The following is a 23,616-nucleotide window of genomic DNA, read 5'->3' on the forward strand; positions in this document are numbered from 1 at the left end:
GATGGATCAAACGCTGATCAACCGCATTGTCGAAGGTGCGCTGCTGGCCTCCAGCCAGCCGCTCACCCTGGCCCAGCTGAAGGACCTGTTCCCGGAAGATGAGCCGGCACCACCGGGCAGCATCGAACGTGCGCTGGAACGGCTGCGCGAGGGCTGCCAGGACCGTGGCGTGGAACTGGTGGAGGTGGCTTCGGGCTTCCGCTACCAGGTGACCGCCGAAGTACATGGCTGGATCAGCCGGCTGTGGACCGAACGCAAGACCCGCTATACCCGCGCCACCCTGGAAACACTGGCCCTGATCGCCTACCGGCAGCCGATCACCCGTGGCGAGATCGAGCAGGTGCGCGGCGTGGCGGTCAGCAGTAACATCATCCAGGCACTGGAAGAGCGCGAGTGGATCCGCGTGGTCGGCCACCGCGACGTGCCTGGCAAGCCTGCCCTGTTCGGCACCACCAAGGGCTTCCTGGACTACTTCGGGCTGAAACGCCTGGACGAACTGCCGCCCCTTTCCGAGCTGAAGGACCTGGGCGACCTGGAACCGCAGCTGGCGCTGGATCGCGACGCCCCCCTCGCCGCCAGTGCCGACGGCCCGGACGTGAGCAACGACCCGGACGCCGCTGCAAATGACGACACCGGCACCACCGCCGGCGACACCCCCGATTCTGCCGACGCATCTCCTGCGCCGGCCGACGATGAGCAAGCACCTTCGCCCTCCGATGATGGGCACCCCGATTCCGCGCCGGGCGAGCGCGCGGTGACAGTGAACGAACGCGAAGACAACGCCGTCGCGAAGACGACCGTGGCTGTTGACCAAGCCGATTCCGAACCAGAGGCCGACCTCGAAACCGTCGGCCGGAGCAAAACTGATGAGTGACACCCCCCGCAAGCCCTCGTTGAACAAGCTTTCGCTCAAGCGCGAAGCCACGTCCGAACAGTTCAAGCTGGAAGAACGCCTGCACAAGGTCCTGGCCCAGGCCGGCCTGGGTTCGCGCCGTGCGCTGGAACAGCGCATTGCCGAAGGCCTGGTCAAGGTCAACGGTGAAGTCGCCCAGACCGGCATGTCGGTCAAGAGCGGCGACAGGATCGAGCTCGACGGCCGCGGCTTCGTCGCCACTGCGCTGGCCGAGCCGTCGCGCGTGCTGGTCTACAACAAGCCGGAAGGCGAAGTGACCACCCGCGAAGACCCCGAAGGTCGCCCGACCGTGTTCGAGTCCCTGCCGGCGCTGAAGGGTGCCCGCTGGATCGCCGTCGGCCGCCTGGACATCAACACCACCGGCCTGCTGCTGGCGACCACCGACGGTGAGCTGGCCAATGCCATGATGCACCCCTCCTTCGAGGTCGAGCGCGAGTACGTGGTGCGCGTGCGTGCCCCGGAAGGCGAGGACAAGGTGCCCGATGCCGTCGTCGACCGCCTCACCCGTGGTGTCGCGCTGGAAGATGGCCCGGCCAAGTTCGATGAGATCGAACGCATCGGCGGCACCGATTCGCACGACTGGTTCCGCGTCGTGGTGAAGGAAGGCCGCAACCGTGAAGTGCGCCGCCTGTGGGAATCGCAGGGCTGCCAGGTCAGCCGCCTCAAGCGCACCCGCTACGGCAAGGTCAGCCTGCCGCGCGAACTGGCCCGCGGCCAGTCCGTCGAACTGCCGGGCAGCCAGGTCGAAGCGCTGCGCGCCGAACTGAAGCTGGAAGAAGGCGCGCCGTCGGCCCTGACCCTGCAGCCGGTGATCGGCCAGCGTCGTGCTGCCAAGACCACCGTGCGCGTACGCGAAGGTGGCCGCGGCAACGCTTACGTCAATGGTCACAACACCGCCGATGAAGGTCGCGAACTGCGTCGCTTCGACAACGTGCGCGAAGACCGCGGCCGCGGTCGCGGCGGCAAGGGTGGTGGTGGTTTCAAGGGCGGCCTGACCGTCAGCGGTGAAGCTGCTGCCAAGCAGTCGCAGCGCCCGTTCAAGCAGCGCGCGCCGAAGAACGACCGCTCGCTGCCGGAAGGCAACCCGGCCGCATTCCGTACCTGGTACGTGCCCGATGGCGTGAGCACCGGCCCGAGCGGCCACCGCAATGCCGGTCCGGGCGCTCGTGGCCCGGGTGCCCGTGGTCCGGGCGCAGGCGGCCAGGGCCGTCCGTACGGCAAGCCGAAGGGCCCGGGCGCAGGCGCCGGTGGCGGCCAGGGTCGCGGCGGATTTGGTGGTGAAGGACGTGGTGGGGCCGGTGGCGCGGGTGGCCAGGGTCGTCCGGCCGGTGCGGGCAACCGCTCGCAGGGCCAGGGCAACAAGCACCCGTACGGCCATCCGGGCAATGCCCCCAGCTTCCCGTCCGACCACGCCAATCCGGGCTTCAGTCCGTACGGCAGCTCGCGTCCGGCCGGCAACGGTCGTCCGGGCGGCAATGCGAATGCACGTCCGGGCGGCAACCGTGGTCCGGGTGGTCCGGGCGGCAATCGCGGCCCGGGTGGCCCCGGCGGCAACCGTGGTCCCGGCGGCCCGGGTGGCAACCGCGGCCCGGGTGGCCCCGGCGGCAACCGTGGCCCGGGCGGCCCGCGTCGCAGCGGCCCGCGCGGCGGCTGATCTCCACCTTCAATGAAGGACACAGCGATGACACGGATGTTGTCCCTCGGCGCCCGCATCGGCGCCGTGCTGGTGGCTCTGTTGCTGGTCGGCGGCTGCGAACGCGCTGCCGACCGGCTCAAGCAGGAAATCGCCGCCACGCAGAACCCCTGGCCGAAATCTTCGGCCCTGCACGATCCGGCCGACCGCATGCTGCGTCGGCTGATTGTCGATGAGCGCTATCTCACCCGCATCAAGCAGGCCGGTAGCAAGGACAAGGCTGCTGTCGCCGGTGCACAGCTTGCACTGGATGGCATCGGCCGCCTGCCCCGCCCCATGCTGGAGCGGCGTGCGCAGCTGCTGGCCGCAATGCTGCGCGGAATGCCGGTAGAGAAATGCGCACTGATCGCCCGCGCTACCACGGCGTCGGACATTGCGCAGGTAGGCAGGACCTTGTTCAACGAACTGGAGAAGCGTCCGTCGCAGGACATCGATTTCTGGTTCGAGATGAGCTACCAGGCCAGCCTCGCCGAGCTCGAACAGCGACCCGCAACCCCTGCCACTGAACAGCAGATTGCCGAGGCGACCGAGGCCCTGCTCGCCTCGATGGCTGACGAAAGCACGCGCGCGCGGGCCATGGCGGTACTGCCGCGGATGGACACCGCACCGGCTGCCGACGTCTGCTGGGCATCGCTGATGCTGCTCGATGCCGCGTCCAGCACCGTGCCCGAACCACATCGCGGCACATTGGCCTGGCTGATGGCCCAGCAGTAGACCGGCGACGGAAGCCGGGCCCGTGCGTCCGCTTCCCCGCGTTCGGCCGCGACCACTGCACTCTCACCCTGCCGCTCGAGCGCTTTCGGCGCGCTGGAACGCCGCAGGCGTGGTCGCGACCATGCTGCGGAAGAAGGCGATGAACGGACTCTCTGCCGAGAATCCAAGTTCCAGCGCCACGTGCGCGACACGATGGCCGAGCAGCAGCAGTTCCATGGCCCGCATCAACCGCCATTGCTGACGCCACGCCTGGTAGCCCATGCCGGTATCGCGTTGCATCAGGCGCCCGATCGTACGCACGCTCAGTCCGCTGCGCTGGGCCAGCTCGCCCAGTTCGGGCGGCAGCTGCTCGGCCACCGGCAGGCAGCGGGCGATGCGCGGGTCGCGCGGTAATGGCAGCTGCATCGGCTCCACCGGCGCAGCGGCAATCTCAAGCACGCACAGCGCCAGTTGATGCCCCGCTCGCGGCGCTTGCCAGTCATGTGCGAACGGCGCCTGCGCGATCGGCTCCAGCAGCGCCTGCAGCAGGGGACCGACACCAATGATTGCCGGCTGCTGCGGCAACTGCGCCGACAGCGTGGCATCGAAGTACAGCGACCGATAGTCCACCGCCTGTCGCATCTGCGCGCGGTGCAGCAGACCACCCGGAATCCACGCCGCGCGCGATGGCGGCAACAGGCTGATGCGATCGCCGAACGTCAGCCGCGTGCAACCGGCGCGCGTGTACAGCAGTTGCGAACGTGCGTGCTGGTGCCAACCGGAGTCATGCTCGGCCAGCGTGGCAGCGATACCGATCACCGGGGCGCTCCAGGCATCGGCATCGAAGCGAGCGTCGGGCTGCAGCCACGCCATGTCCGATTTCATCCATCTACTGTCGTAATCACTAGAGTGCGCCATCAGCACGGCCACGACAATGCGCGCCCCTGTTTCCGGAGCGCGCCGATGTCGCCTCGCCTGCTGTCCCTCACCATTGCGCTGCTGATGTTTCCGCAGCTGGCGCAGACCCTGTACAGCCCGGCGCTGGCCGATCTGGCGCAACGCTTCACCCTGCCGGCCAGCGCTGCCAGCCAGGCGATGAGCCTGTACCTGCTGGGGTTCGCGCTGGGCGTCCTGCTGTGGGGAAGGCTGGCCGACCGCGTTGGCCGTCGCCCCGCCCTGCTGGGTGGCCTGTGCGTTTTCGTGCTGGCGGCACTGGGCGGATTGGCGGCCGGCACGTTCGGCCAGGTGCTGGCTGCGCAGATGCTGGCCGCCCTGGGCGCCGCCGCCGCCTCGGTGGTGACCCAGACCGTGCTGCGCGACCACCTTGAAGGGCCCGCGCTGGCGCAGGCGTTCTCCTGGATTGGCATGGCGCTGGCGCTGAGCCCGGCGATCGGGCTGGCACTGGGCTCGCTGCTGGTCGCTGCCGATGGCTATGCCGGCGTGCAGGCCGGCCTGCTGCTGATCGCTGCATTGCTGATGCTGGGCTGCGTAACCGGGCTGCGTGAAAGCCGGCCCGCGCAGATCGCGCCCGTACCGCTGCGGCCCCTGCTGCGGCAACTGCTGGGCGACCGTTGGATCTGGTCGCACGCGCTGCTGGTCATGGCCTTCAACGTGGCCATGTACAGCTGGTACGCGCTGGGGCCGTTCGTGTTCGCACGCCTGCACTGGCCGGCCAGCTGGTTCGGCGCCAGCGGTGCGGTGCTGGCGCTGGGTTCGGCGTTGGGCGCGTGGGCCAATGGCCGCCTGTTGCGTGCCAGCGTCCCTGCGTTGACGCGCATCCGCATCGCGGCATCGCTGGTACTGGCCGGTGGTGTCCTGGCCGCGCTGCTGCGCGGGCAACCGGTCATGGTGATGGCGATGCTGCCGGTCGTGGCGGGATTCGGCCTGGCCATCCCCAATGTGCTCGGGCAGGCACTACGCGGCTATGCACACTGCCTGGGCAGTGCCGGCGCCCTGTTCGGCCTGCTCTACTACCTGCTGATCGGCGCGGCGATGGCCGTTGTCGGCGCACTGCAGATGCTGGCGCCATCCATCATCGCCTGTGCACTGCTGGCGCTGTGGTTGCTGCGTCCGCGGAGCGCGCTGGCCTAGGAATTGCTGCAAACGCCCTGCACTGTGCGCCACTGCCGGAAACCGCGCGGCAGCGCTGGCTATGGTGCGTGTACTTCGCAACCACGCAGATGCCGATGATCACCATCACCGCAGAACAGGCCCGCGCAAACGCTGACGCCGCCACTCGACCGATCGAGCAGTACTACAGGGATCTGGACAAATCGATCCAGGTCGGCCCGGAAAACGGCCGCCGTTACATCGTGTTCGGCTTCAACAAGGCGCTGGCCAGCGAGCGCCTCGTCGACGGCGTCGTCGAGCAACTGCTGGAGAACCGCTTCAGTGTCGAACGGCTGCCCAGCGACGCCGAGCAGCACTACATCCGCATCAGCTGGGAAGCCGGGGAGCGCTCCCGCCTCAACGCCGGCTGATGGTGAACGCCGCGCCGTCCACACCCAGGTCCCAGCCCTTGCCGGTACCGGACAGGGCCAGCGAGATATCGCCCTTGGTCATTACCTGCGCGTTGCTGGACTTCACCGCACCGGCATGCGCGCCGACCGAGGCGTAGGTGCCCAGCAGCTCGCCGACGCTGCTGGCGCCGGTGAAGCTGCCACGGCCATCGGTGATCTTCGACTTGCCAACGGTCAGGCCGCCGCCCTTCAGCTGGATCCGCACCGGCATGCTGGAACCGTTGGTGCAGTGGATGGTGCCGTTGCCCGAGGCGGTCTTGTAGATCAGTGACCAGCCGGACAGGTTGTAGCGCAGCTGGCAGTCAAGGTTGCCACCGGCCTGCGCGGTCGGGGCCAGAGACGCTGCGGCGAGCGCCAGCAGCAGGGCAAACGGCTTGGTATTCATCGGCAGAACATCCACATCGGTCGGAATGTGGGCGAATCTAGCAGCGCGCGCGTGCACGTTGGATGCAGGCGCGCGCGATGGGGCGGGAAGCGTTCAGCCGCCGTATCAGGCCTGCACATCCAGATGGAAGGCATCGGCATCGAGCATGGCCGGGAAGCGTGCACGATGCGAGGCCAGGGCGTCGGCGGAGATGGTGGTGGTCACCACCTGCTCGCGCTCGCGGATCTCCACCTGCGGCTGGCCGAGGAAGTCGATGACCGCGCTGTCGCCAGCGTAATGCAGCTGGTTGCCATCCACGCCTACGCGGTTGACCGCAGCGACGAAACACAGGTTCTCGATCGCGCGCGCACGCAGCAGGGTCTTCCACGCGTAGGCGCGCGCGGAAGGCCAGTTGGCGACGAAGATCTGCAGGTCGAAGTCCAGCTGCTCAACACGCTCGACGTTGTAGCGGTTGCGGCAGAACACCGGGAAACGCAGGTCATAGCAGACCTGCGGATTGATCCGCCAGCCCTTCCATTCCACGCACAACCGGTCGCGGCCGGCGGCGTAGCGCTCGTGCTCGCCGCCGTAACGGAACAGGTGGCGCTTGTCGTAGTACTGCAAGCCACCATCGGGGGTGGCGAACAGCAGGCGGTTGTAGACGCCCTCGCCATCGCGCAGCTGCACGCTGCCGACCACTGCCGCATTCACGGCCTTGGACTGCGCGCGCACCCACGCCACGGTCGGGCCCTCCATGCCTTCGGCCTGGGCGATCGCCTCATTGGAGAAACCACTGGTGAAGGTTTCCGGCAGGATCACCAGATCGGTGGTGCCGGCCAGCGGCGCCAGCAGTGCACCGTAGTACTCGCGGTTGCCGGCCGGGTCGTGCCAGCGGGTGTCGCCCTGGACGAGGGAAATGCGCAGGTCCTGCATGCTGTCTCCTCCGCTCACAGCAGGCGCAGGCGTTCGATCGCCGCGTCCAGGGTGGCCTCGTTCTTGGCGAAGCACAGGCGCACCAGGCGCTGGCCGACCGGCGCGGTTTCGTAGAACGGCGACAGCGGAATGGCGGTGACGCCCTTCTCGATGGTCAGCCACTTCACGAACTCGTGGTCCGGCAGGTCACTGATGGCCGAATAGTCGACCAGCTGGAAGTAGCCGCCCGGCACCGGCAGCGCCTTCAGGCGGGTACCGGCCAGCTGCTCGCGGAAACGGTCGCGCTTGGCTTCATAGAACGCGCCCAGTTCCAGATGATGCTGCGGCTCGTCGCGGATCATCGCGGCGAAACCGTACTGCGCCGGGCCGAAGCTGGTGAAGGTGTTGTACTGGTGCACCTTGCGGAACTCGGCGGTCATCGCCGCTGGCGCCACCGCATAGCCGATCTTCCAGCCGGTGCAGTGATAGGTCTTGCCGAAGCTGGAGATGACGAAGGTGCGCTCGCGCAGTTCCGGGTAGCGCAGCGCCGATTCGTGGCGACGGCCGTCGTAGATGATGTGCTCGTACACCTCATCGGAAATCAGGTAGATCTGCGTGCCGCGCAGTACATCGGCCAGCGCCTGCATGTCGGCCTCGTCCAGCATCGCGCCGGACGGGTTGTGCGGGGTGTTGACCATCAGCAGGCGGGTGCGCGGGGTGATCGCCGCGCGCACGCGGTCCCAGTCCACCGCGAAGGTCTGCGGGTCCAGCGGCACGTGCACGGCGGTGGCGCCGGCCAGTTCGATCGCCGGTTCATAGCAGTCGTAGGCCGGGTCGAGCACGATCACTTCCTCGCCGGCACGCACCACGGCGTGGATGGCGTTGAAGATCGCCTCGGTGGCGCCGCTGGTGACGGTGATCTCGGTGTCTGGATCGATCGTCGCGCCGTACAGGTCCAGCGACTTCTGCGCGATGGCCTGGCGCAGCGGTGCCACGCCGGTCATCGGCGGGTACTGGTTCAGGCCGGCGGCCATCGCCTTGCTGGTCTCGTCGATCAGGCGCTGCGGCGCGGAGAAATCCGGGAACCCCTGGCCGAGGTTGACCGCGCCGTGTTCGGCGGCGAGCTGGGACATCACGGTGAAGATCGTGGTACCGACCTTGGGCAGCTTGGTGTTCGGTTGCATCGGCCTGGGCTGTGGGGAAACAAGGGCTGGAAGTGTACGAAATCCCGACCCGGCCTGCGGCGCCGACGGTAGCGCCGGGTCATACCCGGCGGCTCTTTGCACATGCCGCACCGATGGCAAGCCGCGCTGCGCGCTCGCCGGGCATGGCCCGGCGCTACCGGGTCACATTCACCGCTACAATTGCTGCCGCACTCCCGCATGAAGACCCCTGCGCCTTGAACACCCCTGCATTGCTGGCCGCCAGCGGCCTGAGCTTCTCCCGCAATGACGAGCCGGTGTTCGGCCCGCTGGACTTCCATGTGGATGCCGGCGAGGCGCTGCTGGTGCAGGGCGGCAACGGTGCCGGCAAGACCACCCTGCTGCGCGTGCTGTCGGGCCTGGCGCGCCCGGGCGCGGGCCAGGTGCTGATCGACGGCAGGCCGGCCAGCAACGCCGAGCGTGCGCGCTATGTCGCCTACCTCAGCCACCTGCCGGCGCTGAAGCCGGACCTGGACACGCTGGAGAACCTGCATTTCCTCTGCGGCCTGCACGGCCGCCGCGCACGGCAGATGCCGGGCAATGCGCTGGCCATCGTCGGCCTGGCCGGCTACGAGGACACCCTGGTGCGGCACCTGTCGGCCGGACAGAAGCGGCGGCTTGCGCTGGCCCGCATCTGGTTGTCGCCGGCACCGCTGTGGCTGCTCGACGAACCCTATGCCAACCTCGACCTGGAGGGCATCAACCTGGTCAACCGGATGATTTCCGCACACCTGCGCAGTGGCGGCGCCGCCCTGGTCACCACGCATGGCGCCTATGCGGCCCCGCCGGTTCGCACCCGCCAGCTCGATCTGGGGGGTGAAGCATGATCGCGCCAGGCACTGAACCGGGCCTGTGGCAGACCGCCCGCGCGCTGATTGCGCGCGACCTGCGCCTGCTCTGGCGGCGTCGCGGCGATGCCCTGCAGCCGGTTCTGTTCGCCCTGCTGGTGGTGGTGCTGTTCGCACTGGCCCAGGGCCGGGACCCGCAGCCGCTGGCCGCCACCGCCGGTGCGGTGCTGTGGTTGGCGGTACTGCTGGCCGGGCAGCTGGCGCTGGATTCGCTGTTCCGCTCCGACGCCGAAGACGGTTCGCTCGAACAATGGCTGCTGGCGCCGGTGCCACTGGCGTGGCTGGTGCTGGTGCGGGTGCTGCTGCATTGGGCGACCACCGCCCTGCCACTGATCCTGCTGAGCCCGTTGCTGGCGGAAATGCTGCATCTGCCGCATGACCAGCTGCCGATGTTGCTGGCATCGTTGCTGCTGGGAACACCCTTGTTGAGCCTGATCGGTGGCGTGGTTGCTGCACTGACCGTCGGCATCCGGCGCTCTGGTATTCTCGTGGCGTTGCTGTCGTTGCCGTTGTACGTACCGGTGCTTGTCTTCGGTGCCGGCAGCCTGGCGGCAGCCAGCCGCGGGCAGGATCCGGTCGGTGCGCTGCTGATGCTGGGCGCCGGTCTGGTGATCGCCCTGGTGCTGGCACCGCTGGCCACCGCTGCTGCGATCCGTATTTCTCTGAGTTGACCGAGCTGAGAGCCAATCCACCCCTGCTGGATAGCCGCCACGCATGAATCCGATCGTCCGCTGGTTCCATCAACTCGGTTCGCCCCCGACCTTCGATCGTTTCGCCGCACGCTGGTCCCGCGTGTTCTACGCCGCGGCGGTTCCGGTGCTGCTGATCGGCCTGTGGCAGGGCCTGTTCGTGGCACCGCCGGAACAAAACCAGCACGACGCCTTCCGCATCATCTACATCCATGTACCCAGCGCCTGGATGAGCCTGTTCGTGTTCGCGCTGATGGCTGCCTACGCCGCCATCGCGCTGATCTGGCGCATCAAGATCTGCGAGATCCTGGCGATGGCCTGTGCGCCGATGGGCGCCGGCTTCACCCTGATCACCCTGCTGACCGGCAGCATCTGGGGCAAGGGCACCTGGGGCACCTGGTGGGACTGGGACCCGCGCATGACCAGCGAGCTGATCCTGCTGTTCCTGTACCTGGGCGTGATCGGCCTGTACCACGCCATCGAAGACCGCCGCAGCGCCGCACGCGCGGCCGGCCTGCTGGCCATCGTCGGCGTGGGCCTGCTGCCGATCATCCGCTATTCGGTGGACTGGTGGGGCGCGCTGCACCAGCGCCAGTCGATCAACGTGTTCGGCGAGAACGCCGTGCGGCCGGAACTGATCGCCCCGCTGTGGTGGATGGTGGTGGCCACCAAGCTGTGGTTCGTCGGCTCGCTGCTGGCCAAGGCGCGTGCCGACAACATCGCGCGCGAGGCCGGCAAGGCCTGGATCGGCGAGCGCTTCGGCATCGCGGATGGGGAGGCACGGCGGTGACCCACCTGCCCTACCTCATCGCCGCCTTCGCGGTGTTCCTGCTGGTGCTGGCCTGCGATGCGCTGGGCTCGTGGCTGCGCCTGCGCAGCGCCCGACAGCTGGCGCAACGCCGCCAGCAGCGGTTGCAGGCGCGTGGCAACGCGTCGGCACCGGCACCGCTGGCCACCGAGCTCAGCCGATGACGCCGGTACAGCGACGCCGCATGATCTGGGTGCTCCTGCTGTTGCTGGCCTCCGGGCTGGCCACCACGCTGGTGGCCTTCGCCCTGCAGCGCAACATCGCCTACCTGTACACCCCTTCGGAAGTACTGCGCGGGGACGTGGATGCGCAGTCGCGCTTCCGCCTGGGCGGCATGGTGGTGAAGGGGTCCTTCGATCGACCCAGCGGCTCGTTGCAGGCCCACTTCGTGGTCACCGACGGTGATGCGACGCTGCCGGTCAGTACCGACCGCATCCTGCCGGACATGTTCCGCGAGGGGACCGCCGTGGTCGCCAGCGGTCGCCTGCAGGACGGCACCTTCGTCGCCGACGAGGTGCTGGCCAAGCACGATGAGAACTACGTGCCCAAGGAAGTGGCCGACAAGATGGGCGATGCGCATCGCAAGCACGATGTGCCGGTCACGGCGCCCGAGGTGCGCTGAGTGCTTCCCGAATTCGGTCAGATCCTCCTGCTGTGCGCGTTGCTGGCTTCACTGCTACAGGCGGTGCTGCCACTGGTGGGCGCGCAGCGCGGCAATGACGCATGGATGGCCGTTGCCCGCCCGGCGGCCTTTGCCCAGCTGGTGCTGCTGGCCGGCGCCTTCGCCGTACTGACGGCGGCCTTCGTGCAACAGGATTTCTCGGTGCGCTACGTCGCCGAGAATTCCAATTCACTGCTGCCGTTGATCTACCGCTATTCGGCGGTGTGGGGGGCGCACGAAGGCTCGCTGCTGATGTGGGCGCTGGTGCTGGCGCTGTGGACCGGTGCAGTGGCGCTGTTCTCGCGCCACCTGCCGGCGCCGGTGCAGGCGCGCGTGCTGGCAGTGATGGGGGTGGTCAGCGTCGGCTTCCTCGCCTTCCTGATCTTCACCTCCAATCCATTCCTGCGCTTGAACCCGGTACCGCTGGAAGGCCGTGACCTCAATCCGCTGCTGCAGGATCCGGGGCTGATCATCCATCCGCCCATGCTGTACCTGGGCTACGTCGGCTTCGCGGTGCCGTTCGCCTTCGCCGTGGCGGCACTGCTGGAAGGCCGCGTCGATGCACGCTGGCAACGCTGGACGCGGCCCTGGACCAATGTCGCCTGGGGCTTCCTCACGCTGGGCATCGCACTGGGCAGCTGGTGGGCGTACTACGAGCTGGGCTGGGGCGGCTGGTGGTTCTGGGACCCGGTCGAGAACGCCAGCTTCATGCCATGGCTGGTCGGCGCGGCGCTGATCCATTCGCAGGCAGTCACCGAAAAGCGCGGCACCTTCGGCAGCTGGACGCTGCTGCTGGCCATCGCGGCGTTCGCGCTGTCGCTGCTGGGCACCTTCCTGGTGCGCTCCGGCGTGCTGACCAGCGTGCATTCGTTCGCGGCCGACCCCTCGCGTGGGCTGTTCATCCTGATCTTCCTGTCGGTGCTGGTGGGCGGCAGCCTGCTGCTGTATGCGCTGCGTGCGCCGCGGCTGGCCGTGGATGCCGGTGATCCGCGCCGTGGCTTCACCGCGACCTCGCGCGAAACCCTGCTGCTGGCCAACAACCTGCTGCTGGCCAGCGCCTGCGCGATGGTCCTGCTGGGCACCCTCTACCCACTGCTGGCCGATGCGCTGTCGCTGGGCAAGATCTCGGTGGGCCCCCCGTACTTCGGCAGCCTGTTCCTGCTGCTGATGGCACCGATGGTGATGCTGCTGCCGTTCGGTCCGCTGGTGAAGTGGCAGCGCGACCAACCTTCGCGCGCACTGGCATTGCTGTTGCCATGGGCGGGCCTGGCTGTGCTGCTAGGCGCCTGGGCCTGGTGGCAGGCGCCGCAGAATGGCTGGAAGGCCGGCATCGGCGTTGCGGCTGCGGCCTGGGTTGGGCTGGGCACCGCCCGGTTGGTCTGGCAGCGCCTGCGTGGCAATGGCCGCTTCACTGCCGAAATGCTTGGCATGATCGTCGCCCATGCCGGTGTAGCGGTGTTCCTGGCCGGCGCGCTGCTGGTGGAAGCATTGAACGTGCAGCGCGAAGTGGCACTGTCACCGGGCCAGCAGGTAGTGGTTGCCGGCCACGAAGTGCGCTTCGAAGGCGTGGACCACCGCGAAGGCCCCAATTTCATCGCTGATCGCGGCCATTTGCGGGTGCTGCGCGATGGTCGCGAACTGGCCCTTCTGCATCCGGAGAAGCGCCAGTACGCCAGCGGCGGCCAGGTGATGACCGAAGCAGGCATCGATGCACGACTCAGCGGTGATGTCTACGTGGCATTGGGCGAGCCGCTGGGCAACAATGCATGGGCGGTACGGGTGCACATCAAGCCCTTCGTGCGCTGGATCTGGCTGGGCGCGCTGTTGATGGCCCTGGGCGGATTCATCACCGCTGCCGATCGCCGCTTTCGTCGTCCGTAGGAGTTCCCCATGTCCGAGTCACCCGCCCCACGCCCTTCCCGCCCGCTGCCGCCGGTAGCCATCGTGATCGGCGTCCTGTTCTTCTTCGGCCTGCTCGGCCTGATGATCTACGGGGTGATGAAATCGGGCGATCCGCAGCGCGACGTGCTGCCCTCGGCATTGATCGACAAGCCGGCGCCGGCGTTCGCGCTGCCGGTGCTGCATGACCCGCAGATGATCGTGCGCAGCGAGGAGCTGCGTGGCGCGCCGTACCTGCTCAACGTCTGGGGCAGCTGGTGCGCGGCCTGCCGTGAAGAACATCCGGTACTGACCCGCTTCGCCGAGAGCAAGCGCGTACGCGTGATCGGCTACAACTGGAAGGATGAACCGACCGACGCGCTGCACTGGCTGGAACAGCTGGGCAACCCGTTCATGGTCGTGTTGAGCGACATCGAAGGCCGCACCGCCATCGACTGGGGTGTAACGGCAGCACCGGAGACCTTCCTGGTAGACGGCAGTGGCATCGTACGCTGGAAGTACAGCGGCGCGATGACCCAGCAGGTGGTCGATGAGAAGTTGATTCCGGCGCTGGAAAAGCTTGAAAAGGCCCAGGGCGATGCTGGCAACACCCTGCACGCCTCGCCGTAAGCGCATGCGCTGGCTGCTGCCGCTGCTGCTGGCGATGACCCTGGCGCTGCCAAACTCCGGCCTCGCCCAACAACCGGTGCATGATGCGCGGCCGCTGATGTTCCGCGATGCAGCCGAGGAAGCGCGCTTCCACGACCTGGCTGCGCAGTTGCGCTGCGTGCAGTGCCAGAACCAGTCATTGGCCGATTCCAATGCGCAGATCGCGCAGGATCTGCGCCGTGAAGTGCTGCAGTTGATGCAGCAGGGCCTCGACGACGCCGCGATCAAGCAGTTCCTGGTCGCCCGCTATGGCGAGTTCGTGCTCTATCAACCGCCACTGCAACCGGGCACCTGGCTGCTGTGGGGCGGTCCGCTGCTGGTACTGGGTGGCGGCGCGCTGGTGGTGACGGCCATCGTCCGTCGCCGCAGCCGGCAGATGGATGCATCCGCTGCAGCGGACCCTGCCGAGGGAGAGGACTGGTGATGCACTGGTTGCCGATGGTTGCCGCAGTGGCCGCAGCGCTGATGGCGGCCGTGGTGCTGTGGCCGCTGCGCCGGCAAGGCCGCCGCAGTTTCGTGCTGGGAATGCTGACACTGGGCGTGGCCGGCGCCTGCCTGTACCTGCTGGTCGGCAATCCCCGCGCCGCACAGGTCCAGCCTGCGCCTTCGGTCGCTACGTTGCGCGACGGTGTCGAGGCGCTGCAGCAGGCGCTGCAGCGTGACCCGCAACGTGCGGATGGCTGGGCGCTGCTGGGTCGTTCGCAGGCCGAGCTTGGCAATGCCGCCGCCGCGGCCGACGCCTTCAACCGCGCCGCAGCACTGGCACCGGACGAACCGGGCGTGCTGGTCGAGGCCGCGCAGGCGCGCGCCCAGGCCGATCCCGGCAAGCAGTTCGATGACACCGCGCTGGCATGGCTGCAACGCGCGCGCACCTTGTCGCCCGAGGCCGAGCGCGCAAGCTGGCTCCTTGGCATTGCCCTGCGCCAGCGGGGCCGCAATGCCGAGGCCGCCGAACTCTGGAGCACGCTGCTGCCACGCCTGGAGCCGGGTGCCGCGCAGGCGCTGCAGGCGCAGATCGCCATCGCCCGCGAGGCGGCCGGCCAGCCGTCGCACGCGCCGGCAGCTGCCCCCGCGCTGCTGCAGGTACGGGTGCAGCTGCCCGCATCGTTGAAAGCGGGTGACTGGCCGGCCAGCACCCAGGTCTTCGTGCTGGCGCGCGCGGTGGGCGGCCCGCCGATGCCGGTGGCTGCACGCAAGCTGCCCCTGGCCGGCTTTCCTGCAACGGTCGGCCTCGGCGACGGCGACAGCCCGATGCCGACCGCACCGTTGTCGGCACATCGCGAAGTGGAAGTACTGGCGCGCATTTCGCGCAGCGGCAGCGCCAACCGCAGCGAAGACGACCTGCAGACCGCCCCGGTCAAGGTCACCCTGCCGCATGACGGTGTGGTTGAACTGCAGTTCCCGTAACGTACACGCGCCGCTGCGCTCGCCGGGCATGGCCCGGCGCTACCCACGCGCACCACCGGTAGCGCCGGGCCATGCCCGGCCGATCCAAGCACAGCCGGTTGATGGAAACCAGCGTGTCGCCAGCTGCACACGCCGCCCCGCTAGAATGCCCACATGACCGAATTCATTCCGCCCGGCACCCGCTTCCATGCCCTGCCCTCGCCGTTCCCATGCAAACGCGGCGGTGTCCTGCACGGCGCGCACGTGGCCTACGAGACCTGGGGCGCGCTGGATGCAGACGCCAGCAACGCGATCCTGATCGTCACCGGCCTGTCGCCGGATGCGCATGCCGCGGCCAACGAAGCCAATCCTGCGCCAGGCTGGTGGGAAGCCATGCTCGGCCCCGGCAAGCCGATCGATACCGACCGCTGGTTCGTGGTGTGCGTGAATTCGCTGGGCAGCTGCAAGGGTTCCACCGGCCCGGCCTCGATCAATCCGGCCACCGGCGACCTGTATCGCCTGGATTTTCCGGAACTGTCGATCGAAGACGGCGCACGCGCAGCGATCGACGTGGTGCGCGCCTTGGGCATCGAGCAGCTCGCCTGCGTGATCGGCAATTCAATGGGCGGGATGACGGCGCTGGCGGTGTTGCTGCTGCATCCGGGCATCGCCCGCAGCCATATCAACATTTCCGGCAGTGCGCAGGCCCTGCCGTTCTCGATCGCCATCCGTTCGCTGCAGCGCGAAGCAATCCGCTTGGACCCGCGCTGGAACGGTGGCCACTACGACAATGAGGCGTACCCGGAATCGGGCATGCGCATGGCACGCAAGCTGGGCGTGATCACCTACCGCTCGGCACTGGAATGGGATGGCCGCTTCGGTCGCGTGCGGCTGGATTCTGACCAGACCGACGATGATCCGTTCGGCCTGGAATTCCAGGTCGAGAGCTATCTGGAAGGCCATGCACGCCGGTTCGTGCGCTTCTTCGACCCCAACTGCTATCTGTACCTGAGCCGCTCGATGGACTGGTTCGATCTGGCCGAGTATGGCGATGGCGATGTGCTGGCCGGACTGGCCAGCATCCGCGTCGGCAAGGCACTGGCGATCGGCGCCAACACCGACATCCTGTTCCCTGTACAGCAGCAGCAACAGGTCGCCGATGGCCTGCGCGCTGGTGGCGCGGACGCGCGTTTCATCGGCCTGGAATCGCCCCAGGGTCATGACGCGTTCCTGGTCGACTTCGAACGTTTCGGCCCGGCCGTGCGCGGCTTCCTCGACGAACTGTAGTGGCGTGGCGGCGCAATCTCGCACTGGCCGCGTTCGGTGCGTTGATCGGCTTGACCGCAACCGGTGTGTATCCGCTCTGGCTGGGCGCATGGTGCGTGCTGGCCAGTGCGGTGTCGTTCGGCCTGTATGGGCACGACAAGCGCGCCGCGCAGCGAAAACAGCAGAGGACGCCCGAACGCACGCTGCAGCTGCTGGCCTTTGCCGGCGGCTGGCCCGGCGCGCTGCTCGGCCAGGCGCTGTTCCGCCATAAACATCGCAAGGCGCCGTTCCAGTGGGTGTTCTGGTTATGCGTGCTGGCCAACGTGGCCTCGATCGCGGTGATGCTGCGCGCGTTTTCGCGGTAGCTGCCCTGTAGATCCACGCCACGCGTGGATATGCCGACCAAGGTCGGCATCTACCGAAGCGGTTCGCGGACAAGCATCCCGTCCACCAACCGGTACTGCACATCCACCACACCCGCGGGCAGGTCATCGTGGGTGATCATCAGCAGGCTGCGCCCTTCCAGCAGTGCTGGCAGGTCCTGCAGCAGCGCGCGCGCGGTATCCACGTCCAGGCCTTCGGTGGGCTCATCCACCAGCAGGATCGGCGCATTGCGCAGCAGCGCGCGGGCCAGCGCCAGGCGACGCGCCTGGCCGGCCGACATCGTTGCGCCGTTCTCGCCCACCCACGCCTGCAGGCCGCCGTTGCGCTCGGCCCATTCACCCAGCCGTACCCGTTGCAGCACCGCCCACAACGCTTCGTCGCTGGCCTCGGGATCGCCCAGCCGCAGGTTCGCGGCCACGCTGCCGGCAAACACCGGCGCGTTCTGCGGCAGCCACGCAAGGTGCCGGTGCCAGTCGGCCTGGGCGACATCGCGCAGGTCCTGGCCACCGTAGGTCAGCCGCCCCTGCTGCGGATCCCACAGCCGCAGCAGCAGGCTCGACAGGGTGGTCTTGCCGCTGCCGCTGTCGCCACGGATGGCAATGCGCTCGCCCGGTGCAAGCGTCAGCTGCAGGCCACGCAGCACCGGCCGTGCGGCGCCCGGCCACTGGAAGTGCACATCGTCCCAATGCACGGTCGCCGCCGGCGCCAGCGGCTGCGGCGACACCGGCTCCTGCACCGAAGGTGCCTGCTCGACGATGCCCTGCAGGCGCGCGGCCGCAATGCGGCCCGATTGCAGCGACTGCCAGGCCAGGCCCATGCCCGCCCACAGTTCGATCATCGCCACGGTCAGGAACACCAGCCCGGCGGCCATTTCCGCTGCGATGCGCTGTTGTTCGGCCGCATGCAGCGCCAGTGCCAGCATCGCTACCAGGCCGAGCCCGGCCAGCACACCATGCAGCGTTGATGCAGCGATCAGCCGCAGGCGTCGACGACGATCGCGCGAGGCCACCTGCTTGGCCGCCACCCGCACCTTCAACTGCCAGGCATTGGCAGCGTTGAGCGCGGCCAGGTCAGCCGCCCCTTCCAGCCCCTCGAATGCCGCCGTGCGCAACGCTGCGCGATGTGCGGCTCGGTCGGCCTCTTCGCTGTCATGGCCCCTCACGCCCAGCCACGGCACGCCAATGCCGATCAGCAACGCCAATACCGCCAGCAGCACCGCTGCCGATGGCAGGATCACCGCTGCCGAGCCCACGCCCACCAGCGTCAACGCGCCCAGCGCCAGCAACGGGCCGATGGCACGCACCAGCAGGCCATCGATTTCGCCGATATCACCCAGCAGCCGCGCCAGCAGATCGCCGGTGCGGGTTGCACCCAGACGTGCCGGGGCCAGTGGCAGCGCGCGGCGGAAGAACCATACGCGCAGGTCGCGGGCGATGCGCAGGGTGGCGTCATGCCCGACCAGCTTTTCGAAGTAGCGCGATGCGATGCGCGCCATGGTCAGCCCGCGGATGCCGGCCGACGGAGTGAAGAAATTGAAGCCCTGGCCAAGGCCCGCTGCACCGGCCAGCGCTGCAGCAGTGAGGAAGCCACCGGACAGGCCCAGCAGGGCGGTGCCGGCCAGCATCGTGGTCCACAGCAGCAGCACTGCCAGCAGCAGGCGCGGGCGATGACGCAGGAATACCGTGCGCAGCGAATCGGCGGAGCGGCTCATGCGCGTACCGCCTGTGCCGGTTCCACCAGGCGCCCTTCGGGCAACAGCAGGCAGCGGTCGGCCCAGGCGATCACCGCCGGGCTGTGGGTGGCCACCACCACGCTGCGTCCGCGCGCATAGGCGGCCAGGCTGCGCAGCAACGCTGCTTCGGTTTCGGCATCGAGAAACGCGGTCGGCTCGTCCAGCAGCAGCACCTGCGGATCGCGCAGCAGCAGGCGCGCCAGGCCAATGCGACGTGCTTCGCCACCGGACAGGCCGAAGCCGCGCTCGCCGATCAGCGTATCCAGCCCCTGCGGCAGGCGCTGCGCGAACTGCAGCACCTGGGCGGCTTCGGCGACGGCGCGCAGGCGCGCGTCGCTGGCACCGGGATCGGCCAGGCGCAGGTTCTCGGCAATGGTGCCGTGAAACAGATAGGGACGCTGGCTGGCATAGGCCACCTGCAGCCCCGGCCGCAGCTGCACCCGGCCCGCACGCGGCGGCAGCCAACCGGCCAGCGCTTCCAGCAGCGTGCTCTTGCCGCTGCCACTGGGGCCGACCAGGGCCAAACGCTGGCCCGGTTCCAGCTGCAGGTCCAGGTTCTGCAGCACATCGTGCGCAGCGCCCAACGGACGCAATACCAGACCGTGCGCCTGCAGCGGTGGCAGGGCGGCCTCGGCCGGCTCCGGCGCCAGCGGCACCGTGCCGTCGATTGTGCTGGCCTCCTCTTCCGGCAGCACCTGCAGCAGGCGCTGCACCTCAGCAGCGGCGGCCAGTGCATTGGCGCGGTCGTGATAGTGCGCGGCCAGGCGCCGCAACGGTGCGTAGAACTCCGGTGCCAGCAGCAGGCAGAACAGGCCCGCCCCCAGCGTCGGCACGGTCGCATGCAGCGACATCAGGCCCAGATAGCTCAGGCCCAGGTACAACGCGACCATCGCCACGCTGACCGAGGCAAAGAATTCCAGCACGGTGGACGACAGGAAGGCGATGCGCAGCACCTTCATCGTGCGTACGCGAACACCTTCGGCTGCCGCCTCGATCCCGGCCAGCTCGGCCTCCCCACGACCATACAGGCGCAGCAGGCCCAGGCCCTTGATGCGATCGGCAAAGTGCCCGCTCATCCGCGCCAGCTCGCCCAGCTGCGCACGTCCGGCGGCTTCGGCGCCCCAGCCCACCAGCATCATGAAAAACGGCACCAGCGGTGCAGTGAACAGCAGGATCAGTGCAACCACCCAATCGACCCAGGCCACGGCAACCAGGATCAACAACGGCACCACCACCACTTCGGTGCGTACCGGCAGGAAACCGCTGTAATAATTTTCGACAGCGTCGCCGTGATGCAGCATCAGCTCGCCCAGTTCGCCGGTGCGGCGCTGCCGCAGCCACAACGGACCGTGCCCGAGCAGGCGCGCGAAGACACGCTCGCGCAGGGACAGCCGTGCGGCGTCGGCAACGTCACCAGCTGCGGCCTGGGCAGCGCTGCCCAACAGGGTGCGCACGACAAGGATCACCGCCAGCGCGCCCAGCACCGGCAGGCCCTGGGCCAGCGGCGCGCGCTCGACCAGCACCTGCTGCACCAGCCAGGCGATGGCGCCGGCCTGGCCGATCAACAGCGCGCCGGATACGCTGATGCACAGCGACGCCAGCCGCTGCCGCCCCCTCGCTGCACGGGCCAGGTCGGCCAGCCAGGCGGTCCGTTCACGCCGCAGGCGGCTCGATTCATCATCCCTGTCAGGGGCGTCAGCAGTCGGTTCGGCAGCGCTCAAGGCTCTTCACAGGCAGCAGGGATTGGACGGCATTGTAGGCCCAGGCAACAGCCTTCCCCCGCGGCCGGCGGTCGCAGTCTTCATCGGGTTGGCATACGATCCCCCTGAACACCTGTTCATACATTGATCTGGATCAAGGCTGTTTGAAGTAGTCGGTCACATCATTCACCCCGTAGACCACCCTTCCCGCCACCTGCAACGGCACTATCCAACGAGGTAGCCAGGCCATGATTGATCAGACAGTCGTAGAACTGTCGCGGCTGCAATTCGCTCTGACCGCGATGTACCACTTCCTATTCGTACCGCTCACCCTTGGCCTGTCCTTCATGGTGGCCATCATGGAAAGCGTGTACGTCATGACCCGCAAGCAGGTCTGGCGGCAGATGACCCTGTTCTGGGGCGCCCTGTTCGGCATCAACTTCGCCATCGGCGTGGCCACCGGCCTGGTGATGGAGTTCCAGTTCGGCATGAACTGGTCCTACTACAGCCATTACGTGGGTGACATCTTCGGTGCGCCGCTGGCCATCGAAGGCCTGATGGCGTTCTTCCTGGAAGCGACCTTCATCGGCCTGTTCTTCTTCGGCTGGAAGCGCCTGAGCCCGGTCAAGCACCTCACCGTGACCTGGCTGATGGCGCTGGGCACCAACCTGTCGGCGGTGTGGATCCTGATCGCCAACGGCTGGATGCAGAACCCGACCGGTGCGGTGTTCAACCCGGAAACCATGCGCATGGAAGTGGTCGACTTCGCTGCGGTGCTGCTGAACCCGGTGGCGCAGGCCAAGTTCGTGCACACCGTCAGTGCCGGTTACGTGACCGGTGCGATCTTCGTGATGTCCATCAGCGCCCTGTACCTGCTGCGCAACAAGCACAGGGACATGGCCCGCCGCTCGTTCGCGGTGGCCGCGGCCTTCGGCCTGCTGTCCTCGCTGTCGGTGGTGGTGCTGGGTGACGAAAGCGGCTATGCCGCCAGCGAACACCAGAAGATGAAGCTGGCGGCGATCGAAGCGATGTGGGAGACCGAGCGTGCGCCGGCCGACTTCACCGCCTTCGGCATTCCCAACCAGACCACCCACACCAACGACTACGCGATCAAGATCCCGTACCTGATGGGCCTGATCGCCACCCGTTCGCTGGACCAGCCGATTCCGGGCATCCTGGAACTGGTGGAGCGTGCCGAGCACCGCATCCGCGGTGGCCAGATCGCCTATGGCGCACTGGAACGGGTGAAGAAGGACAAGAACGATCTCGAAGCACGCGAGATGTTCGATCGCCATTGGCAGGACCTTGGCCATGGCCTGCTGCTGAAGCGTTACCGCGAGGACATCCTCAACGCGACGCCGGAGGAAATCTCCAAGGCGGCGATGGATACCGTACCGCGCGTGGCGCCGCTGTTCTGGACCTTCCGCATCATGGCCGGGCTGGGCTTCTACCTGATCGCCTTCTTCGCGCTGGCCTTCTACTTCTCGTGCCGCAACAACTTCCAGGACAAGCGCTGGTTCCTGAAGCTGGCCGTGTGGAGCCTGCCGGCACCGTGGATCGCGATCGAATGCGGCTGGTTCGTGGCCGAGTATGGCCGCCAGCCGTGGGCGGTGGATGGCGTGCTGCCCACGTTCTACGCGGCATCGGGCCTGGCACTGCATGAAATCCTCACCACGCTGGCGGTGTTCACCAGCCTGTACACGGTGCTGCTGATCATCGAAATCAAGCTGATGCTGAAGGCGGTCCGCAAGGGCCCGGACGACATCCTGCCGACGCTGCAGGCCGACATCCGCCCTGTTTCCCCCAATGCCGTTGCCCCCGGCCAGGCCTGAGGCAGGAGAATCCAGATGGAATTCATTGCACTTGATTACACCACGCTCCGCGTGATCTGGTGGCTGCTGCTCGGCATCCTGCTGGTCGGCTGGGCCGTCATGGATGGTTTCGACCTTGGCGTCGGCACGCTGCTGCCGTTCGTGGCAAAGACCGATGAAGAACGCCGGCTGGTGATCAACACCGTCGGCCCGGTCTGGGAAGGCAACCAGGTCTGGTTGGTGCTGGGTGGCGGCGCGATCTTCGCCGCATGGCCACCGCTGTATGCGGTCAGCTTCTCCGGCTTCTACCTGGCGGTGTTTGCGATGCTGTTCGGGCTGATCCTGCGCCCGGTCGGCTTCAAGTACCGCAGCAAGCTGCCGTCCAAGCGCTGGCGCGACAACTGGGACCGCGTGCTGTTCGTCGGTGGCCTGCTGCCGGGCCTGATTGCCGGCGTCGCGGTGGGCAACGTACTGCTGGGTGTGCCGTTCCACTTCGATGACACCCTGCGCGTGACCTACACCGGTTCGTTCTTCGGCCTGCTCACGCCGTTCGCGCTCATCGCCGGCCTGATCAGCGTGGCCATGCTGGTGTCGCACGGTGCGGCCATGCTGGTGCTGAAGACCGACGGCCCGGTGGCCGAACGTGCAGCGCGCTATGGCAGCATCGCCGCCATCATCAGCTTCGTGTTGTTCGCCGCTGCCGGCGCCTGGGTGGCCTTCGGCCTGCCGGGCTACCAGATCACCTCGCAGGTGGTGACCGACGGGCCGACCAATCCGCTGCTGAAGACCGCCGAACTGGGGGCCGCCGCAGGTGGCTGGCTGCGCAACTACAGCAGCATGCCGGCAACGCTGGTATTCCCGGTGCTGGGCCTGCTGGGTGCGCTTGCCAGCGCGGTGCTGCTGCGCGCGCGTCGTGGCGGCCTGGCCTTCATCGCCTCGGGCGCGTCCATTGCCGGCATCATCCTCACCGTCGGCTTTGCGATCTTCCCGTTCCTGCTGCCGTCGTCCAGCCAACCCACCTCCAGCCTGACCGTCTGGGACAGTTCGTCCAGCCACCTCACGCTGTGGGTCATGCTGCTGGCCACGGCCATCTTCCTGCCGATCATCCTCGCCTATACCACCTGGGTGTACCGCGTGCTGAAGGGCAAGACGACGGTCGAGGACATGGACGACAACCCCAACGCGTACTGATTGCCCGTGTGCCGGCCGAGGGTCGGCACACCCCTCGCACACAGGAGATTGACCATGTGGTATTTCGCTTGGATTCTCGGCGCTGGCCTGGCTTCGGTCGTGGCCATCCTCAACGGGATGTGGTTCGAAGCGCGCGAAAGCGCCCGCGCCGACAAGGAAGTGCGTTGAAACTGTAAAAAAGGGTTGCCGATACGGCCTTCACACCGTATTCTTGGCGGCTCCTTCGGGGTGTAGCTCAGTCTGGTAGAGCGCTACGTTCGGGACGTAGAGGTCGCAGGTTCGAATCCTGTCTCCCCG

At 67.8% G+C, this 23,616-nt stretch carries 25 protein-coding genes and 1 tRNA gene; 20 read left to right on the top strand and 6 right to left on the bottom strand.

Annotated features, from left to right (window positions below; all coding sequences use genetic code 11):
- Window position 1 precedes the first annotated feature (1 nt).
- From scpB to ACUXVE_RS14730, 3 genes are read left to right on the top strand one after another with little or no spacing between them, the layout of a single operon-like run.
- Window positions 2-874, top strand: coding sequence for an SMC-Scp complex subunit ScpB (gene scpB, locus ACUXVE_RS14720; RefSeq protein ID WP_445514678.1), 873 nt, complete (start codon window positions 2-4; stop codon window positions 872-874).
- Window positions 867-2,567 carry a pseudouridine synthase gene (locus ACUXVE_RS14725; protein ID WP_140225757.1) on the top strand — a complete coding sequence of 567 codons (1,701 nt, stop codon included), beginning with the start codon at window positions 867-869 and terminating at the stop codon, window positions 2,565-2,567. The genes scpB and ACUXVE_RS14725 overlap by 8 nt, the downstream gene beginning before the upstream one ends.
- A 27-nt stretch (window positions 2,568-2,594) precedes the next feature.
- Complete coding sequence (locus tag ACUXVE_RS14730) at window positions 2,595-3,320, top strand: hypothetical protein (RefSeq protein WP_133119351.1); 726 nt, start codon at window positions 2,595-2,597, stop codon at window positions 3,318-3,320.
- A 63-nt stretch (window positions 3,321-3,383) separates the two neighbouring features.
- On the opposite strand, the gene ACUXVE_RS14735 is transcribed toward ACUXVE_RS14730, so the two are convergent.
- Window positions 3,384-4,172 (bottom strand): AraC family transcriptional regulator, encoded by a 789-nt coding sequence (locus tag ACUXVE_RS14735; RefSeq protein ID WP_223486094.1) that lies wholly within the window; start codon window positions 4,170-4,172, stop codon window positions 3,384-3,386.
- 90 nt (window positions 4,173-4,262) lie between these two features.
- On the opposite strand from ACUXVE_RS14735, the gene ACUXVE_RS14740 reads away from it, so the two are divergent.
- Both ACUXVE_RS14740 and ACUXVE_RS14745 read left to right on the top strand, forming a co-directional pair.
- Window positions 4,263-5,390, top strand: coding sequence for an MFS transporter (locus ACUXVE_RS14740; RefSeq protein ID WP_445514679.1), 1,128 nt, complete (start codon window positions 4,263-4,265; stop codon window positions 5,388-5,390).
- Window positions 5,391-5,485: 95 nt separating this feature from the next.
- Window positions 5,486-5,779, top strand: coding sequence for a hypothetical protein (locus ACUXVE_RS14745; RefSeq protein WP_445514680.1), 294 nt, complete (start codon window positions 5,486-5,488; stop codon window positions 5,777-5,779).
- Here the strand turns inward: ACUXVE_RS14745 and ACUXVE_RS14750 are convergent.
- The 3 genes from ACUXVE_RS14750 to ACUXVE_RS14760 all read right to left on the bottom strand — a co-directional run bounded on the left by ACUXVE_RS14750 (window position 5,766) and on the right by ACUXVE_RS14760 (window position 8,278).
- Window positions 5,766-6,203 (bottom strand): hypothetical protein, encoded by a 438-nt coding sequence (locus ACUXVE_RS14750; protein ID WP_025876484.1) that lies wholly within the window; start codon window positions 6,201-6,203, stop codon window positions 5,766-5,768. The two genes, ACUXVE_RS14745 and ACUXVE_RS14750, sit on opposite strands and share 14 nt — an antisense overlap.
- A 105-nt stretch (window positions 6,204-6,308) precedes the next feature.
- Window positions 6,309-7,115 carry an amidohydrolase gene (locus ACUXVE_RS14755; RefSeq protein ID WP_445514681.1) on the bottom strand — a complete coding sequence of 269 codons (807 nt, stop codon included), beginning with the start codon at window positions 7,113-7,115 and terminating at the stop codon, window positions 6,309-6,311.
- Window positions 7,116-7,129: 14 nt separating this feature from the next.
- Complete coding sequence (locus ACUXVE_RS14760; protein WP_025876480.1) at window positions 7,130-8,278, bottom strand: pyridoxal phosphate-dependent aminotransferase; 1,149 nt, start codon at window positions 8,276-8,278, stop codon at window positions 7,130-7,132.
- Window positions 8,279-8,421: 143 nt separating this feature from the next.
- Here ACUXVE_RS14760 and ccmA point away from each other — a divergent pair, with 143 nt between their 5' ends.
- The 11 genes from ccmA (at window position 8,422) to ACUXVE_RS14815 (ending at window position 16,866) form a co-directional block, all read left to right on the top strand.
- Window positions 8,422-9,123: a heme ABC exporter ATP-binding protein CcmA gene (ccmA, locus tag ACUXVE_RS14765; protein ID WP_088101762.1), complete on the top strand. Its 702-nt coding sequence runs from the start codon at window positions 8,422-8,424 to the stop codon at window positions 9,121-9,123.
- Window positions 9,120-9,815, top strand: coding sequence for a heme exporter protein CcmB (gene ccmB, locus ACUXVE_RS14770; protein ID WP_025876478.1), 696 nt, complete (start codon window positions 9,120-9,122; stop codon window positions 9,813-9,815). The genes ccmA and ccmB overlap by 4 nt, the downstream gene beginning before the upstream one ends.
- A gap of 43 nt (window positions 9,816-9,858) precedes the next feature.
- On the top strand, window positions 9,859-10,623 hold the full coding sequence (gene ccmC, locus ACUXVE_RS14775) for a heme ABC transporter permease CcmC (RefSeq protein WP_140225752.1): 765 nt from the start codon (window positions 9,859-9,861) through the stop codon (window positions 10,621-10,623).
- A complete protein-coding gene (gene ccmD / locus ACUXVE_RS14780) occupies window positions 10,620-10,805 on the top strand; it encodes a heme exporter protein CcmD (protein WP_025876476.1) in 186 nt (61 codons plus the stop codon). Before ccmC ends, ccmD begins: the two co-directional genes overlap by 4 nt.
- Entirely contained in the window at window positions 10,802-11,263 is a 462-nt protein-coding gene (gene ccmE, locus ACUXVE_RS14785; protein ID WP_099784807.1) for a cytochrome c maturation protein CcmE, read from the top strand. The genes ccmD and ccmE overlap by 4 nt, the downstream gene beginning before the upstream one ends.
- Window positions 11,264-13,183, top strand: a complete 1,920-nt coding sequence (locus tag ACUXVE_RS14790) for a heme lyase CcmF/NrfE family subunit (protein WP_445514682.1) — start codon at window positions 11,264-11,266, stop codon at window positions 13,181-13,183.
- A gap of 9 nt (window positions 13,184-13,192) precedes the next feature.
- Window positions 13,193-13,810 (top strand): DsbE family thiol:disulfide interchange protein, encoded by a 618-nt coding sequence (locus ACUXVE_RS14795; RefSeq protein WP_025876469.1) that lies wholly within the window; start codon window positions 13,193-13,195, stop codon window positions 13,808-13,810.
- Window positions 13,811-13,814: 4 nt separating this feature from the next.
- The gene (locus ACUXVE_RS14800; protein WP_445514683.1) at window positions 13,815-14,273 is read left to right on the top strand and encodes a cytochrome c-type biogenesis protein; all 459 of its coding nucleotides are present in this window, start codon (window positions 13,815-13,817) and stop codon (window positions 14,271-14,273) included.
- On the top strand, window positions 14,267-15,256 hold the full coding sequence (locus ACUXVE_RS14805; protein WP_222391131.1) for a tetratricopeptide repeat protein: 990 nt from the start codon (window positions 14,267-14,269) through the stop codon (window positions 15,254-15,256). Before ACUXVE_RS14800 ends, ACUXVE_RS14805 begins: the two co-directional genes overlap by 7 nt.
- Before the next feature lie 153 nt (window positions 15,257-15,409).
- The gene (metX, locus tag ACUXVE_RS14810; protein WP_445514684.1) at window positions 15,410-16,522 is read left to right on the top strand and encodes a homoserine O-acetyltransferase MetX; all 1,113 of its coding nucleotides are present in this window, start codon (window positions 15,410-15,412) and stop codon (window positions 16,520-16,522) included.
- Window positions 16,522-16,866 carry a DUF1294 domain-containing protein gene (locus ACUXVE_RS14815; protein WP_093821211.1) on the top strand — a complete coding sequence of 115 codons (345 nt, stop codon included), beginning with the start codon at window positions 16,522-16,524 and terminating at the stop codon, window positions 16,864-16,866. The genes metX and ACUXVE_RS14815 overlap by 1 nt, the downstream gene beginning before the upstream one ends.
- Before the next feature lie 50 nt (window positions 16,867-16,916).
- On the opposite strand, the gene cydC is transcribed toward ACUXVE_RS14815, so the two are convergent.
- Both cydC and cydD read right to left on the bottom strand, forming a co-directional pair.
- Window positions 16,917-18,596 (bottom strand): thiol reductant ABC exporter subunit CydC, encoded by a 1,680-nt coding sequence (gene cydC / locus ACUXVE_RS14820; protein ID WP_222388772.1) that lies wholly within the window; start codon window positions 18,594-18,596, stop codon window positions 16,917-16,919.
- Window positions 18,593-20,338 (bottom strand): thiol reductant ABC exporter subunit CydD, encoded by a 1,746-nt coding sequence (gene cydD / locus ACUXVE_RS14825; RefSeq protein ID WP_445514685.1) that lies wholly within the window; start codon window positions 20,336-20,338, stop codon window positions 18,593-18,595. The genes cydC and cydD overlap by 4 nt, the downstream gene beginning before the upstream one ends.
- A 227-nt stretch (window positions 20,339-20,565) precedes the next feature.
- Between cydD and ACUXVE_RS14830 the strand changes: the two genes are divergently transcribed.
- The 4 genes from ACUXVE_RS14830 to ACUXVE_RS14845 all read left to right on the top strand — a co-directional run bounded on the left by ACUXVE_RS14830 (window position 20,566) and on the right by ACUXVE_RS14845 (window position 23,616).
- The gene (locus ACUXVE_RS14830; RefSeq protein WP_093821205.1) at window positions 20,566-22,149 is read left to right on the top strand and encodes a cytochrome ubiquinol oxidase subunit I; all 1,584 of its coding nucleotides are present in this window, start codon (window positions 20,566-20,568) and stop codon (window positions 22,147-22,149) included.
- 15 nt (window positions 22,150-22,164) lie between these two features.
- A complete protein-coding gene (gene cydB / locus ACUXVE_RS14835) occupies window positions 22,165-23,319 on the top strand; it encodes a cytochrome d ubiquinol oxidase subunit II (RefSeq protein WP_222388767.1) in 1,155 nt (384 codons plus the stop codon).
- 54 nt (window positions 23,320-23,373) lie between these two features.
- Entirely contained in the window at window positions 23,374-23,487 is a 114-nt protein-coding gene (gene cydX, locus ACUXVE_RS14840) for a cytochrome bd-I oxidase subunit CydX (protein WP_025876452.1), read from the top strand.
- A gap of 56 nt (window positions 23,488-23,543) precedes the next feature.
- Window positions 23,544-23,616, top strand: a tRNA-Pro gene (locus ACUXVE_RS14845).

The sequence above is a fragment of the Stenotrophomonas sp. 3(2025) genome, assembly GCF_052665395.1.